Origin of the sequence: Bradyrhizobium sp. HKCCYLRH2047, from assembly GCF_051168175.1 — a bacterium.
Lineage (GTDB): Bacteria > Pseudomonadota > Alphaproteobacteria > Rhizobiales > Xanthobacteraceae > Bradyrhizobium.
Genome location: NZ_JBNPUM010000010.1, coordinates 173,668 through 188,137, shown reverse-complemented (window position 1 = coordinate 188,137; position 14,470 = coordinate 173,668). Strand labels below are relative to the sequence as shown.

15 protein-coding genes and 1 riboswitch are annotated in these 14,470 nt (G+C 64.9%); of the genes, 2 read left to right on the top strand and 13 right to left on the bottom strand.

Annotation, left to right across the window (positions count from 1 at the left end):
- Nucleotides 1-153: 153 nt before the first annotated feature.
- The gene (locus ACQR1D_RS24045; protein WP_316217617.1) at nt 154-423 is read right to left on the bottom strand and encodes a helix-turn-helix domain-containing protein; all 270 of its coding nucleotides are present in this window, start codon (nt 421-423) and stop codon (nt 154-156) included.
- 437 nt (nt 424-860) lie between these two features.
- Here ACQR1D_RS24045 and ACQR1D_RS24040 point away from each other — a divergent pair, with 437 nt between their 5' ends.
- Nucleotides 861-1,301: a hypothetical protein gene (locus tag ACQR1D_RS24040; protein ID WP_315804362.1), complete on the top strand. Its 441-nt coding sequence runs from the start codon at nt 861-863 to the stop codon at nt 1,299-1,301.
- Nucleotides 1,302-2,385: 1,084 nt separating this feature from the next.
- On the opposite strand, the gene ACQR1D_RS24035 is transcribed toward ACQR1D_RS24040, so the two are convergent.
- Nucleotides 2,386-2,892, bottom strand: a complete 507-nt coding sequence (locus ACQR1D_RS24035; protein WP_434894093.1) for a mismatch-specific DNA-glycosylase — start codon at nt 2,890-2,892, stop codon at nt 2,386-2,388.
- A gap of 109 nt (nt 2,893-3,001) precedes the next feature.
- Between ACQR1D_RS24035 and ACQR1D_RS24030 the strand changes: the two genes are divergently transcribed.
- Nucleotides 3,002-3,622 carry a glutathione S-transferase family protein gene (locus ACQR1D_RS24030; RefSeq protein WP_434845479.1) on the top strand — a complete coding sequence of 207 codons (621 nt, stop codon included), beginning with the start codon at nt 3,002-3,004 and terminating at the stop codon, nt 3,620-3,622.
- Between the two features lie 162 nt (nt 3,623-3,784).
- Here ACQR1D_RS24030 and ACQR1D_RS24025 read toward each other — a convergent pair whose 3' ends face one another.
- From ACQR1D_RS24025 to ACQR1D_RS23975, 11 genes are all read right to left on the bottom strand, one after another.
- Complete coding sequence (locus ACQR1D_RS24025) at nt 3,785-4,054, bottom strand: hypothetical protein (protein ID WP_434887325.1); 270 nt, start codon at nt 4,052-4,054, stop codon at nt 3,785-3,787.
- Nucleotides 4,055-4,247: 193 nt separating this feature from the next.
- On the bottom strand, nt 4,248-4,505 hold the full coding sequence (locus ACQR1D_RS24020; RefSeq protein ID WP_315804366.1) for a hypothetical protein: 258 nt from the start codon (nt 4,503-4,505) through the stop codon (nt 4,248-4,250).
- 226 nt (nt 4,506-4,731) lie between these two features.
- Complete coding sequence (locus ACQR1D_RS24015) at nt 4,732-5,991, bottom strand: acyltransferase family protein (RefSeq protein WP_434894092.1); 1,260 nt, start codon at nt 5,989-5,991, stop codon at nt 4,732-4,734.
- A 466-nt stretch (nt 5,992-6,457) separates the two neighbouring features.
- Entirely contained in the window at nt 6,458-6,844 is a 387-nt protein-coding gene (locus ACQR1D_RS24010) for a RidA family protein (protein ID WP_434894099.1), read from the bottom strand.
- A gap of 60 nt (nt 6,845-6,904) precedes the next feature.
- Entirely contained in the window at nt 6,905-8,155 is a 1,251-nt protein-coding gene (locus ACQR1D_RS24005) for a hypothetical protein (RefSeq protein WP_434894091.1), read from the bottom strand.
- Between the two features lie 196 nt (nt 8,156-8,351).
- Nucleotides 8,352-10,253, bottom strand: a complete 1,902-nt coding sequence (gene thiC / locus ACQR1D_RS24000; protein WP_434894090.1) for a phosphomethylpyrimidine synthase ThiC — start codon at nt 10,251-10,253, stop codon at nt 8,352-8,354.
- A gap of 380 nt (nt 10,254-10,633) precedes the next feature.
- Nucleotides 10,634-11,242, bottom strand: coding sequence for a thiamine phosphate synthase (locus tag ACQR1D_RS23995; RefSeq protein ID WP_434839193.1), 609 nt, complete (start codon nt 11,240-11,242; stop codon nt 10,634-10,636).
- Nucleotides 11,229-12,011 (bottom strand): thiazole synthase, encoded by a 783-nt coding sequence (locus ACQR1D_RS23990; protein ID WP_316177847.1) that lies wholly within the window; start codon nt 12,009-12,011, stop codon nt 11,229-11,231. Before ACQR1D_RS23990 ends, ACQR1D_RS23995 begins: the two co-directional genes overlap by 14 nt.
- A gap of 128 nt (nt 12,012-12,139) precedes the next feature.
- Complete coding sequence (gene thiS / locus ACQR1D_RS23985; protein WP_316238372.1) at nt 12,140-12,337, bottom strand: sulfur carrier protein ThiS; 198 nt, start codon at nt 12,335-12,337, stop codon at nt 12,140-12,142.
- Nucleotides 12,328-13,341, bottom strand: coding sequence for an FAD-dependent oxidoreductase (locus ACQR1D_RS23980; RefSeq protein WP_434839192.1), 1,014 nt, complete (start codon nt 13,339-13,341; stop codon nt 12,328-12,330). Before ACQR1D_RS23980 ends, thiS begins: the two co-directional genes overlap by 10 nt.
- Nucleotides 13,329-13,440, bottom strand: a riboswitch (TPP riboswitch). It overlaps the preceding gene by 13 nt.
- Before the next feature lie 78 nt (nt 13,441-13,518).
- The gene (locus ACQR1D_RS23975) at nt 13,519-14,310 is read right to left on the bottom strand and encodes a transglycosylase SLT domain-containing protein (protein WP_434839191.1); all 792 of its coding nucleotides are present in this window, start codon (nt 14,308-14,310) and stop codon (nt 13,519-13,521) included.
- Nucleotides 14,311-14,470: the final 160 nt, after the last annotated feature.

Below are 14,470 nucleotides of genomic sequence, written 5' to 3'. Positions count from 1 at the left end.
CTCCGCTACACGTCTTTGATTCGCAGCGAAGCCTAACAGAGCGGCGACGACGGCAGCAATTGCAGCAGGGCTGCGAGGCCGATTGATCAACATCAATCGGCGCCGCATCCTGATGAGTTCCACGCGATGGGATATCGCGTGGCCGCCGTCGGATCAGGCCGAGTAGGCCGGCACCGCGATGCCGTCGGCCGTGTAGCTGCGGATCTTGTTGCGCAAGGTGCGCACGGGCATGCCGAGCAGCCTTGCGGCGTGGGTACGGTTGCCGTTGCAGCGCGCCAGGGTCTGCACGATCAGCTCGCGCTCGATCTCTGACAGGGGCGTGCCGATCAACAGCGGCAGGATTTCCGCCGCGGAGCGCGACGGTGGCATGGCAAGCGGCACGAGTGACGGACTTGCGGCTTCGGATGACAACTCTTGCGACATAACACCTCCCGATCAACGCCCGCGCCGACAGAAACGACGCGCAAACATCGAGACCAACTAAACATCCAGCCCGTAAATCACCGTGGTCGGACAAGGTTAATGGGGCCTTAACGCCGGCGCCCGGCGGCCTTGCACGCGCCAAATACCCCGAAATGGCCTTTGTTCTGCGCGGGTCTCGACCCATTTCGCCAGCGCCCGCGGTCCATCGCGGCTCGGCGGGTCCGCGTCCCATCCATGCCGGCGGCTGACATTCGCACCGCCAAGTTCCTGCGCTGCTTTCTGCACTGCGAGCGCGTCATTTCGAACACACCGGCGGCGGCGCATGCGCGGTGCCGCGCAAAGGGCTAAATTCGGCCGGATCGATTCGCTTGATGGGGCGCGATCGTCACACGTGGCCATCGAATTACCTCAAGTTCACTTCGCTGGAGACTTCATCCATGAGAATTGCATCCTTCGTCCGTGGTCTGCTGGTGGCGCTGACGGCCGCAGCCTTCGCCGTCCTGCCGGCCACCGCGCGCGCGGACGGCGGCTTCATCACGCTGACCATCTACAAGGCGGGATGGATCATCGGCGGCTCCGGCGGCAGCGGCGTGTTGCATTTCCATGGCCGCGCCTATCCGCTGTCGACCGGCGGTCTCGACTGGGGCCTTGTGTTCGGCGGCTCGCGCACGGTGCTGCGCGGCCGCGTCAGCAACATCTGGCGTCCGTCCGACGTCGAGGGCGTCTACGGCGCCGCGGGTGCGGGCCTTGCCGTCGGCCGCGGCGTGCGCGGCATCGTTCTGACCAACCAGAAGGGCGCGGTGCTGGAGCTGTCGGGCGAGCAGATCGGGCTGCTGGCGAACGTCGATCTGTCGGGTCTGGCGATCACGATCAGGTAGTTGCGGTGGTGTTCGGTCAGTGCCGCGCGATGAGTTGCCATCGTTCGCCTGCACGGGCGATGACAGTTTTTCCTGAGGTGAGCGACTGCCAACATCGTCCATCTGCAGCGCGTGATTCCACGTTCTCGCCGCACCGCGTGCGCGAGGGATGCATCGTGAGAGCCCCGGTCGAAAATCGAGAGGGGCAGGGAAGGCCGGGAGCTCGCCGCTCCCATGGTCCGCGTGCAACAAAAAGCACGCGGCAGAACCACAGGTTCGGCGGAGACATCCCGGCCTTCCCTGCGCGCATGGTCTGACGGCTTATACGTGGTCTCCCTGGCGCGCCGGCTTGTTGGCCGCCATTGCACGCGTCACGCTTCCGCATGAGCACGCACGTGATACCAGCGTCGGGGTATCAGGACATCACGACTTCGCCGTACGTGACCACTCGCGCTCGTCCGGCGCAGCGATCACGTCCACCGCGGCCCACCTCCACGTATCGTGACGACGCGTACGTCCCTCTGCATGAGGCGGGTTGAGCGAAAACATCGTCCTGATTTGCCCGACATGACAAGCTCTAATGCCTGCGGCAAACTAACACGACGGGCAGTTTGCGCATGGCACGGATGCGCGGATTGCCCGTCGGGCAGAATAGCTTTGAGCTGCTTGCGACTGCGCCCTCTCCCCTTGTGGGAGAGGGCGTCGCAAGCCTGTCAACTCGCTCGCTTGGGTGAGGGGTTCTTTCCGCGAGTCATGCTCGTTGATACAAACCCCTCACCCAAGCGAGCTTGCCGCTCTGTCCTACATGCCCTCTCCCACAAGGGGGCCCACAAGGGGAGAGGGCGCAGTCACCAAGCATTGCGGTGGGCTCGATTAGTTCGTGGCGCGTCGCCATGATGATGTTGTCATCACCTGTCATCATGTGGATCCGTGAGGATGGCAAAGACGCGCGCATGCTGCTGGTTGCGCGATACGGTGTGCGATGCGCGCCGTGCCCACCGCCTGCTTGCGCCCATGCGGATGGACGGTGGGCACGCGACCGCCCTGCGGGCGGCTGCTTTGCCCACCCTACCGATCCTCATCGAAAGCGGTGACAGGCGCTGCTTCAGACGCGATCCCCGGCGACATGCGCCGCCAGCTCCCGCCACGGTTCGAGCGTCCACGCGCCCGATGCCGCGCCGGAGGGGGAGGCGAGCACGAACGTGGTCGGGAAATCATGCTGCTCCGGCTGCCGCCCGAGCGCGATCGCACTGGTCGGCCGGGCGTAGAACAGGCTTGCGGCCTTCTTGCTGGTGAAGGCGACCGTCGCCGGTCGATAGTGCCGGATCTTATCGGCGAAACTGGCGAGGTCGACGCCGGCCTTCAGCGCGACGTGGTCCATGCCTGCGCCCAGCTTGCACAGATCGGTGAAGCCGATGCCGATCGACAGCAGCGCCGGAAACTCCTGCGGCTGGTACAGCCGCGGCGTCAGGCCGACCGCGAACAACGTGCGCCAGAAGCGGTTGCCGGGATGGGCGTAGTAGTGCCCGGTCGCGGCCGAGCGCTCGCTCGCGGCGGTGCCGACGAAGACGAGGCGCAGGCCGGGCCGGAGCTGATCGGGCAGGCGGTCCATGGCTGGCGTTGTCGCATTGTTGCGTCCGCTGCAACAGGCCGTTGCCACGAGGCTGCATTGTTGCCGCGGTGTCCCTGGTCTAGCTGACGCGGAGCCACGGGAGCACCTGATGTCACAACGTCGTCTGTATCATTTCGCCCTCTCCGGCCACGCGCATCGCGCGCGGCTGATGCTGAGCTTGCTCGGCCTGCCTTGCGAGATCGTCGAGGTCGACCTCAAGGGCGGCGCGCACAAGCGGCCGGACTTTCTCGCGCTCAATCCGTTCGGCCAGGTGCCGGTGCTGGTCGACGGCGATGCCGTGATCCCCGATTCCAATGCGATCCTGGTCTATCTCGCCGGCCGCTATGACGGCGCGGCGACGTGGCTGCCCCGCGATCCGCTCGGCCAGGCCCAGGTGCAGCGCTGGCTGTCGGCGGCGGCCGGCCCGCTGGCGTTCGGCCCGGCGGCGGCGCGGGTTGCGACCCTGTTCGGCGCGCCGCTGGACATGGCGAGGGCGCACCAGCTCGCCCACGGCCTGTTCACGGTGATGGAAGGCGAGCTCTCTGCGCGGCCATATCTCGCCGGCGCGGCACCGACCATCGCCGACGTCGCGCTGTTCAGCTACACCGCGCACGCGCCGGAAGGCGGCGTGTCGCTGACGCCGTTCCCGAACGTGCAGGCGTGGCTGGCGCGGATCAGGGATCTGCCAGGCTTCGTGCCGATGCCGGCGAGCGCGGTCAGCGCAGCCTGACCGGCGCTAGATCATGATGCGATTCCACGGAATCGCATCATGATCTCATCTCCTTGTTTGAGCGTGATCTCCGCGCAAACGCCTTCGGCGTTTGTCGCGAGGGAAAACCGGTTTCCACTTTTCCGGATCATGCTCTCATGCACGACGGCGTGCGAACGCCGCTTACAGGAAGCAGCGGCGCTCGTCGCGCAGCTTGAGCTGGATGTTGGTCGCCTCGACGAAGGTCGGCACAGGCTTGGACACGATCTTGTAGGTCGACGGCCACTCCACCGGCTTGGACTGGAGTTCGGTGTTCCAGATCTGGCAGATGCCGGTGTTGTCCCAGCGGATCACGTAGTAGCCGGACTTGGGCGCAGGCGCGGCGAAGGCGGTGGGCATGATCGAGGCGGCAGCAATGGCCGCGGCGGCGGCGAGCGTGGTCAGGCGACGCATCATCAATCTCCTCAAACGAACAGCGACAATCGCCCGCCCGCGCGGGCCACCGGCCGTGCGGCCGGACCAAGGCGAAAGTGGTGCGACAAAAGCGCGCGCAACGCAAGCTTGCGCGTGCCGTCATTCACAGCGATGTCCGGGATGTGAACGACGACATGCCGCCGTCACATGATGCCATCAGGCGGGCGCGGGCTCAGAGCGTGCAGCGGCCCTGCTGACGCAGCCTGATCTGCCGGGTCACGGCGTCGTTGAACGTCGGCACCGGCCGGCTGATGACCTGATAGCTCGACGGCCATGCGACCGGCTTGAATGCGAAGGCCTCGCTCCAGACCTGGCAGATGCCGGTATTGTCCCAGCGGATGATGTAGTAGCCGGCCTGCGCCGGCGCGGCGGCCAGCAGGGTGGCCGCGGCGAGGCCTGCGGCCAAACAGACTGTGGTGAAACGAGGCATCGTGAAAACTCCGGCAACAAACTGGCCCCAGCCCGCGGCCGGCCCTATGTCGGAGCGGTCTCGTTCATTTTGAAGGCAGCCGCGCAGGAATCATGCGGCAAAAGCGCGCGATCACGGCTGACGAGGCGGATGGCAGCGAACGGAGCCTCACCGGATGCGCGGCGCGCCGCATGGATTGCGGCCGCCGCCATCCGACGCCGTCACGTCGGCGACGTCGGCGCGAGCGTCAGGGGCGGACGGTCTCGGTGCCTTGGCGGGAGGAGAACCTGAGGTCCGCCGCGAAGCTCGCTGTCGGGACGAAAGCCGGGACCACGCCGATGGGGGGCGGCTGCGAGGCCACCGGCCGCGCGCGGCGGCGCAGGAAGTGGCGCTCGAGATAGGCGTAGGACAGCGTGGCCGCCAGGACCGACAGCGGCAGCCCGATCGCGAGCCGCAGCGGCCACCACACGCCGTAGCTGTCGAGGAAATTCAGGATCGGCAGGTGCCAGAGATAGATGCCGTAGAAGATCCGGCCGAGGAAGAGCGCGACCGGCCATTCGAAGATGCGGTGGATAATCGTGCCGTGGCTGCGCGCCAGCATGGTCAGCGCGAGGATGCCGGGAAGCACGCCGCACACCATGCTGCCGAACAGATAGTAGTTCATGCTCGGTCCGTCCGCCGGCCAGAACAGGAAGGTGACCGTGCCCCAATAGATCAGCAGCGGCCACGCCAGCTTCGGCCAGAGCCGGTCGAGCGCGGGTGAGGCGCCGTGCGGCACCAGCCTGAGCACGACGGCCATCGCGCAGCCCGCCATCAGGGCGTCGGCGCGGGTGTCGAACGCGGTGTAGAGCCGCCGCCATTCGGCGCCATCGAGCACCAGCGCCACGCGCCAGGCCCAGATCGCGGCCGCAATGGCACAGATGGCGCCGACCAGCCGCCAGGTGACGCCGAAGCGCTTCACCAGGAACACGAAGGTCAGCGGCCACAGCAGATAGAACTGCTCCTCGGTCGACAAGGTCCAGGTGTGGCCGATGTCCTCGATCGTCTTCGGATCGAACACGTACCAGTAGTTGGACATGTAGGAGAGCGCGATTGCGACGCGCTCCAGCGCCGGCAGGAACGGCGGCCGCAGCAGCCAGGTGAACAGCAGGTAGGCGGCGAGCATCAGCAGCAGCGGCGGCACGATCCGGGCGAAGCGCCGCGCATAGAACTGCCGGAACCTGATGTGGCCGTGCTTGTCGATGTCCCGCAGCAGCAGGCCGGTGATGTAATAGGCGCTGGCGACGAAGAACAGGTCGATATAGAGCACCGCGCCCGGCACGAGCGTATGCGAGACATGCGCCGTGACGACGCCCAGGGTCATCAGCCCGCGCATGCCGTCATGCGAGGGAACGTAGCCGAGCGGATAGACCTGGGCCTGGAAGGCCTCCCGGATCGCCTCCCGCAACGGCGCCGTGGCGGCGGCCGCGAGGCGGAACAGGGCATGAATCGGCCATGGATAAAACATTTATCGTGAGATTTTCGGAGATAATGTTTCGGACTATTAAATCCTATTTAAAAATTAAATCGGCCGCAAGTAGCGAAATAGCAGGGCGGGTGTCATGACGACGCAGGGTTGCGATGAAATGAGGCACGTCGCCAGATGCGGCGGCAGATGACGGCGTCAGTGCAGGTGATGCGAGGGGAACTCGTGATGCCGATGCGGAGCGCAACGGCGTATGGCGCGTTCGGCGTATTCCGCTCGTCTCGTCTTCGCCGCCTGCACGGCAAGCCGTGTCGGCCGATCGGCAGCACGATTGCCGGACGACCATCGTAGCCATTGACTGTTCCTCATCGGCAGAACCGCAGGGTGGGCAAAGCGATGTCTTGCTCACTGCATCACCGCGCGCCGGCGGGAGCGTACCCACCATGTCCACCGCGGCGGGCACGCCTCCGCCGCCGCTCTGCGAGCGCCGTCGGACTCTTTGCCCACCCTACGGTGTCGCGATCGTTGCGACGCCCTCGATCTCGATCAGCATCTTCGGATCCGGCAGCGCCACCACGACGCACGTCGTCCGCGCCGGGTACGGCGCCGGCCCGAACGCCGCGGCATAGAGCCGGTTCATCGCCGCCACATCGGCCGCACACGTCAGCAGCACGTTGACCTTGACGAGGTCGCGCAAGGTGGCGCCGCCCTCGGTCAACACCCGCGTGAAGTTGGTCACGACATTGGCGAACTGCGCCTCGAACTCATCGGGCAGGTTGCCGTTGGCGTCGAAGCCGGGAATGCCGGAGATGAAGAGGAGATCGCCGACGCGGGTGCCGAACGACAGCGGCGGGGCTTTGATGTGGGGTGGGGCAGGGATGTGATGGATGGGGATGTGACCCTCCACAAAAAGAAGCCCAGAATATGAGCTGCTGGAAAAGAACCGGAGGCGGTTCTATCGTTTTAATTGCTTTATTGTATCCTCAATCCAAAGTATGACCGGAAGAAGCCAGGCCTTGCTGCTGTCCATCGAGGCATAAAGCTTCGCTGCTGGAAGTAGTCTTTCTATGTATGTCATATACTTGATTTGATGTTGTGTTGCGTTCTTTTGAATGGACTTTGCGGCATTGATGACGTGTCGAATGTTGGTTTTTAGGAAGTTTTCAACCGAACGCCACACGCCGAATTCGGCGGTCTTGTTTGATGAAATGTCATCGTTCGTCTCGATCAGGCGATCGAAGGCTTCAATAACGCGGTCACTCGCGATGCCGGTAGAGTTCCTCGTTTCGCTGGCAACTTGAGACAGCAATTCCGTCTGCTTTGTAGTGATCTCTTCGTTAGGATCAAATTTTGACGCTTCGGCCTCAAAGGCGCGCCACATTGGAAACTGCCGTAGAACGCGCTCTTGCGAAAGTAGTAGTGCTGAGACTTCGGCAATAGCGAAGCCAGGTATTTCATCTCTCATTTCTACTAAATGAAAACGTAGTCTATTCGAGATCAAGTCGATCTTGATCGGCGAGAAATGCTCTTCTGTAAGGGCATCGATATAGTCGTGAATCGCCGAAACGAACCTTCGATCAACATTGGTCTGTGTCAGAGTCTTGGCCAGCTCGTGGGCTTGTTTGACAAGAGCTGCGAGTCCCTCGGTTGCATTTGGTGGGTTATCGAAGGGAGGTGGGTTGGTCAGTTCAATTACGAAATCGACTATTTCAAATAGATATGGCGCATCCAATTGGTCGAACCGTTCGCGCATCACGGAATGGTAGATTTCCTTTTTGGCATCTTCGGAGCCGTTGACTGCAGATCGAAGCGTCTCCATCTCCTTATCGAGAGAAGCAATGTCTGCTTGGTAGTTAGCTAGTCGTTCGTCTATATTTGTGTATCTGGTGAAGTAGCTTCTGGTGGATAAGAAAAAATCAGAAATGGTGTTTAGTTCTCCTAGTATTCTAGATAAGACCTCAAGTTCCTTATCGGGAGTGGCTGGTTCTATGGCGTGAAAAGCGCGGTATAGCTGTGCGATTTCGTAGTTTTTTTCGCGACCGCGTCTCTGTATCTGCGCAGGAACTCTCTGGGATCGATTCAGTGATTTCCTGGCGTCATCTAATACTACAGCGTAGCCGTAGCTGAGCGCCGATCGGAAATGTTTGAGTAAATCAAGTGCGTAGATCCGAATAATTGGATCTTTGATGCTGTCAAACTCCGTCACGCAATGCCTCGCTAGCCTTTGACTCTGGGGAGTCGTCTGATTGCCTAGAGGGTGCACGTCCATAAACCACGAACCTAGGTTGAGTATCAAGATCCTAGAATCTAATAGAAAATGCAAAAAAAAGCCGGGCTTGCGCCCGGCTTGATGGATGGCCGGGTCAAGCCCGGCCATGACGATGGTGGGAGCGGAGCGGGCGTCAGGACAACGCCTTGTTGCTCTCCTTCACCTTCTCCGCGTCCAGATACACGCTGCCGCCCATTTCCTTGAACTTGGCGCTCATCTGGGCCATGCCGTCCTCGATGGTGCCGCTGATGGTCATGCCGACCGTCGCCGGATCATTCAGCGTGGCGGCGTAGTCGCGGACGTCCTGGGTGATCTTCATCGAGCAGAATTTCGGGCCGCACATCGAGCAGAAATGCGCGACCTTGTGGGCTTCCTTCGGCAGCGTCTCGTCGTGGAAGCTCTTGGCGGTGTCCGGGTCGAGGCCGAGGTTGAACTGGTCGGTCCAGCGGAACTCGAAGCGGGCGCGCGACAGCGCGTCGTCGCGCAGCTGCGCGGCGGGGTGGCCCTTGGCGAGATCGGCGGCGTGGGCGGCGATCTTGTAGGTGATGACGCCGGTCTTGACGTCGTTGCGATCGGGCAGGCCGAGATGCTCCTTCGGCGTCACGTAGCACAGCATGGCGCAGCCGAACCAGCCGATCATGGCGGCACCGATGCCCGAGGTGATGTGGTCGTAGCCCGGGGCGATGTCGGTGGTCAGCGGCCCGAGCGTATAGAACGGCGCCTCGCCGCACTCCTTGAGCTGCTTGTCCATGTTGATCTTGATCTTGTGCATCGGCACGTGGCCGGGGCCCTCGATCATGACCTGGCAGCCCTTGTCCCAGGCGATCTTGGTGAGCTCGCCGAGGGTTTCCAGCTCGGCGAACTGCGCGCGGTCGTTGGCGTCCGCGATCGAGCCGGGGCGCAGGCCGTCGCCGAGCGAGAACGAGACGTCATACTTGCGCATGATGTCGCAGATCTCCTCGAAATGCGTATAGAGGAAGCTCTCCTTGTGATGCGCGAGGCACCACTTGGCCATGATCGAGCCGCCGCGCGAGACGATGCCGGTGACGCGGCTCGCGGTGAGGTGGATGTAGGCGAGGCGCACGCCGGCGTGGATGGTGAAGTAGTCGACGCCCTGCTCGCACTGCTCGATCAGGGTGTCCTTGTAGAGCTCCCAGGTCAGCGCCACCGGATCGCCGTTGCACTTCTCCAGCGCCTGGTAGATCGGCACGGTGCCGATCGGCACCGGAGAATTGCGCAGGATCCATTCGCGCGTGGTGTGGATGTTGCGGCCCGTGGAGAGGTCCATCACGGTGTCGGCGCCCCAGCGGATCGCCCACACCATCTTGTCCACTTCCTCCTCGACCGACGACGTCACCGCCGAGTTGCCGATATTGGCGTTGATCTTGGTGAGGAAGTTGCGGCCGATGATCATCGGCTCCAGCTCGGCGTGATTGATGTTGCAGGGGATGATCGCGCGGCCGCGCGCGATCTCGTCGCGGACGAATTCCGGGGTGATGAAGGCGGGCACGGAGGCGCCAAAGCTCTCGCCGTCGGCGAGCGCCGCTTCGGCGCGCGCGAGCTGGGTCTTGCGGCCGAGATTCTCGCGCTCGGCGACGTAGATCATCTCCTTGGTGACGATGCCGGCGCGGGCGAATTCGAGCTGGGTGATCTTGTGACCGTCGAGGCCGCGCAGCGGCTTGTGATGCGCGGTGAACGCCTTCGCCGCCTTGTCGGCGCCGACATTGCCATTGTCCTCCGGCTTGATGTCGCGGCCGACATATTCCTCGACGCCGCCGCGCTCGCGCACCCAGGCGGAGCGGGCGCGCGCCAGGCCGGCATTGACGTCGATGGTGACGGAGGGATCGGTGTAGGGACCGGAGGTGTCGTAGACCGGCAGGTTGGGCTCGGAGGCGGCTTCGGAGAGAATGATCTCGCGCAGCGGCACGCGCAAATCGGGCGCGGAGTCCGGCACAGCATAGATCTTGCGCGAGGACGGCAGCGGGCCGGTGGTGACGGCGGGCAGGGTGGTGTCGGGATTGGAGCGGATGTTCATGGGGTCCTCCTTCTCAATTGTTGTTGTCGGAGTGAATGGGGGCCGTCATTGCGAGGAGCGAAAGCGACGAAGCAATCCAGGGCGGCACGCGCGGCCCTGGATTGCTTCGCTCCGCTCGCAATGACGATGGAGAGAGTTGCGGCTCACATTGGCTCGCCGCTTATGCCGAGCGGAGATGATTTGGCGCTGTGAGGGGGGCACGCTGCTCAGGCTCCCTCCCCCCTTGTGGGGGAGGGTTGGGGAGGGGGGTAAGCCGCACCCACCGCCCCCGGGGCTACCCCCCTCCCTAGCCCTCCCCCACAAGGGGGGAGGGAACGACGGAGAGCGGGGCGACATCAGGGCCCAATCACTGTCAGACGCATTCGCAAAATCCGCGCGCATTACGCCGGCTCCCTGGTCGCATCGAGCCAGGCGCGGACGCGGGCGTCGGGGTCGGGGTTCTGGGTGACGTCGCTGACGACGGCGATGGAGTCTGCGCCCGCCGCGAAGATCTCCGCGGCCTGCTCCAGCTTGATGCCGCCGATCGCGACCAGCGGGATGTTGCCGACGCGCTTCTTCCATTCGCCGATCTTCGCAACGCCCTGCGGCGCGAAGCGCATCGCCTTCAACGTCGTCGGGAAGATCGGGCCGAGCGCGACGTAGTCGGGCTCGGCGGCGAGCGCGGTCTCGAGCTCGGCATCGTCATGCGTCGACAGGCCGAGCGTCAGGCCGGCCTGCTTGATCGCGGCGACGTCGGCCTCCGCCAGATCCTCCTGGCCGAGATGGACGTGCTCCGCCCCGGCGACGACGGCGGCGCGCCAGTAGTCGTTGACGATCAGCTTCGTCGCGGTGCCCCTGGTGATCGCCAGCGCATCGGTGACGATCTGCAGCGCCTCGCCGTCGTTGAGGTCTTTCGCGCGCAACTGCACGGTGCCGACGCCGAGCTTGGTCAGGCGCTCGACCCAGGCGAGGCTGTCGACGACGGGATAGAAGCGGTCAGGATACGGCATGCCAGAACGGGGTCCCAACGACAGGGGTGGAGGGCGAGGCGAAATCGCGGGCGTCCATCAGCCCGGCCTCGTAGGCGGTGCGGCCGGCCTCGACCCCGAGCCGGAAGGCGCGGGCCATCGCGACGGGATCGGCGGCTTTTGCCACCGCGGTGTTGAGCAGCACGGCGTCGTAGCCGAGCTCGAGCGCTTCCGCGGCGTGGCTCGGCGCGCCCAGGCCGGCGTCAACCACGAGGGTGATGTCGGGCAGGCGGTCGCGTAAAAGCTTCAGCGCATCGCGATTGGTGATGCCCTTGGCCGAGCCGATCGGCGCCGCCCAGGGCATCACGACCTTGCAGCCGGCATCGACCAGCCGCATCGCGACCGTGAGATCCTCGGTGCAGTAGGGGAAGACCTCGAAACCGTCCTTGATCAGGATATCAGCGGCTTCGACGAGACCGACCACGTCGGGCTGCAGGGTGTCGTTGTCGCCGATGACTTCGAGCTTGATCCAGCTCGTGCCGAACAATTCGCGCGCGAGCTTCGCCGTCGTCACCGCCTCGCGCACGCTGCGGCAGCCGGCGGTGTTCGGCAGCACGGTGACGTCGAGCGCGTTGATCAGCTTCCAGAACGCGTCGCCGGTCTTGCCGCCCGCGGCCTCGCGCCGCAGCGACACCGTGACGATCTGGGCGCCTGAGGCGCGGATCGCGTCCTGCATGATGGCAGGCGAGGGGTACAGCGCGGTGCCGATGAGGAGGCGGGAGGCGAAGGTCTTGTCGTAGAAGGTGGGCATTAGTTGTCTCCGTCGTTGCGGACGGTGGTCGTCCCGGCGCTATCACCGCGGCGGGTGGCTATGGGTCGCTGCTTTCGCAAGGACGACAGCTGCAAGTGGCGGGCGAGCGCGCGTCTCACGGCCATCACTCACCCTCCCTGCCGGGGGGTGATGATCTCGATCTCGTCGCCGGCCTTCAAGGCCGTCTCGGACCAGCGGCTCTTCGGCACGACGTCGTAGTTCAGCGCGATGGCGAAATGGGTGCCCTCGTAGTCCAGCTCGGACAACAGCGCGGTCACGCTGGTCGCGCTGATGTCGCGGGCCTCGCCATTGACGGTCACGCGCATCGCATCACCTCGTTGTCGATCTGGCCGTGCGCGAGATAGTTCAAGGTCGCCTGCGCCAGCGCCGGCGCGATCAGGAAGCCGTGGCGATAGAGGCCGTTGACGCGGATCTCGCGCTCACCCTTGATGGTGATGCGCGGCAGATTGTCGGGATAGGCCGGCCGCAGCCCCGAGCCGAATTCGAGGATGCGGGCCTCGCCGAACGCCGGGTGCACCGAGTAGGCGGCGCCGAGCAGCTCCAGAGCGGAGCGCAGGCTGACGCCGGTGTCCTCGGCCTCGAGCGAGGTCGCGCCCAGCATGAACAGATTGTCCTCGCGCGGGATCAGATAAAGCGGGAAGCGCGGATGCATCAGCCGCACGGGCCGCGCGAGCTGCACCTCGGCGGTCTCGATCAAAATCATCTCGCCCTTGACGCCGCGCAGCTCGGGCTCGGCGTCGCGCGCCTCCAGCCCGCGGCAGTCGATCACGAGGCCGTCGAGATCATCGGCCGTGACGTCGCTGTTGAACAGCACCCGGCCGCCGGCCTCGACGATGCGCTGATGCAGCTTCGGCAGCACGCGGCGCGGCTCGACATGGCCCTCGGTCGGATAGAACAGGCCCTCGCGGAAGCGGCCCTCCAGCGACGGCTCCAGCGCGGCAAGCTGCTGCGCGTCGAGCCGCTGATAGCCGGAGGTGCGGCGGGCGAAGCGGTCGTAATCGGCGCGGTCGCGGGCATGCGCGATCACCAGCGAGCCGTTGAACGGCGTGTCCGGCAGCTCGCGCCGCCAGATGTCGAGCGCGGCGAGGCCGAGGCGGCTGATGATCGGCTCGGCGACCTCGCTCTCGCAATAGGGCGCCAGCATGCCGCCGGCCCAATGGCTGGTGGAGAGCATCAGATCGGAATCGCTGCGCTCGTGCAGGGTGACCTCGCGGCCCGCGCGCGCGAGCAGCAGGGCCTGCCAGGCACCTGCGATGCCTGCACCGATGATGGATACGGGGACATGCCCGCGCGTGGTTGTCTGCTGCATCCCTGTCCCTTCGCCGGCATGACCCGGATCAGGTTCAAAGGGTCACCGCATCACGCTGCGGTATCTCAGCTCCCCCTCGGAGCTCCCCTCGGAACGCGCTTAAAATAGACCGATACGGCCCCGTGTCAACGGAGTGTCACGGAAAGACAGTTTGGGGCGGTGAGGAACCAAGCGCCGTCAGTGCGCCCGCGCGTGGCGGCCGGTCGCGATTTTCGGGGTGATGTCGAGCGGGCCGCTCGTGCGCTCGGAGCGGCCGGCGGGCCGCGCGTCGGCGAGGCGCTGCCGCTTGGCCTCCTCGTAGTAGCCCCTGGCGAAGTAGAGCACGGCGCGGTCGTGGTCGCCGCGGGCGGCACGGTAGGCGCCGGCGAGATAGCGCACGCCATAGGTGAGATTGGTGTTCGGATCGTGCAGGCCCTGCGCGTCGCCGGTGTAGCCGAGGCCGCGCGCGGTGCCGAGCTTGATCTGCATCAGGCCGATGCAGCCGCAGCGGCCGACCAGGTCCTTCTGGTATTTGCTCTCGCGCACGATGACGCGGTGGATCAGCGATTCCGGAATGTTGTTGGCGGCGGCGTGCACCGCCACCAGCGCGTCGATGTGCGGATGGCCGGTGTCGATGTGGCGCGGCTTGGTCTCGGCCGCCCTGCGCTCGGCCTCGCGGGGCTCGGCCGCAGCGGCCGGGATGGCGTCGGTGTCGGCGGGCGCTGAGGCATTGGCGTCCATCGGCGGCGAGGTGTCGGCGCTGCTGACGGCCTCGATCGCCTCGACCTCGCGCGCGGCCTTGGTCACCGCGCTGCGTGCGGCCAGCTCCCTGGTGCCGTCGGAGCGGACATGGGCGAGCTTGACCTTGCCGGCCTTCGGCTTGGCCGCATTGTCCGATGCGGTGCTCGCATCATCGGCAGCCATTGCGAACGGCACGGGACCAGCCATCGCGAAGCCTGCAATGCAGGCCGTCAGCACAAGACGTCTCATGTGTCAGGATCCCCCGGGAACCGCACGCATGCCGAGCAGCCCCCCAGCACGCGCTTTACACTTTGCACACCGTAATTGGCGCGAACGCCGGGCGATAATGTGGCAATAATGGGGCGGAGACGCCGGGCGAGTGCGGATGCGCCGGCGGTTTACCGCGAAT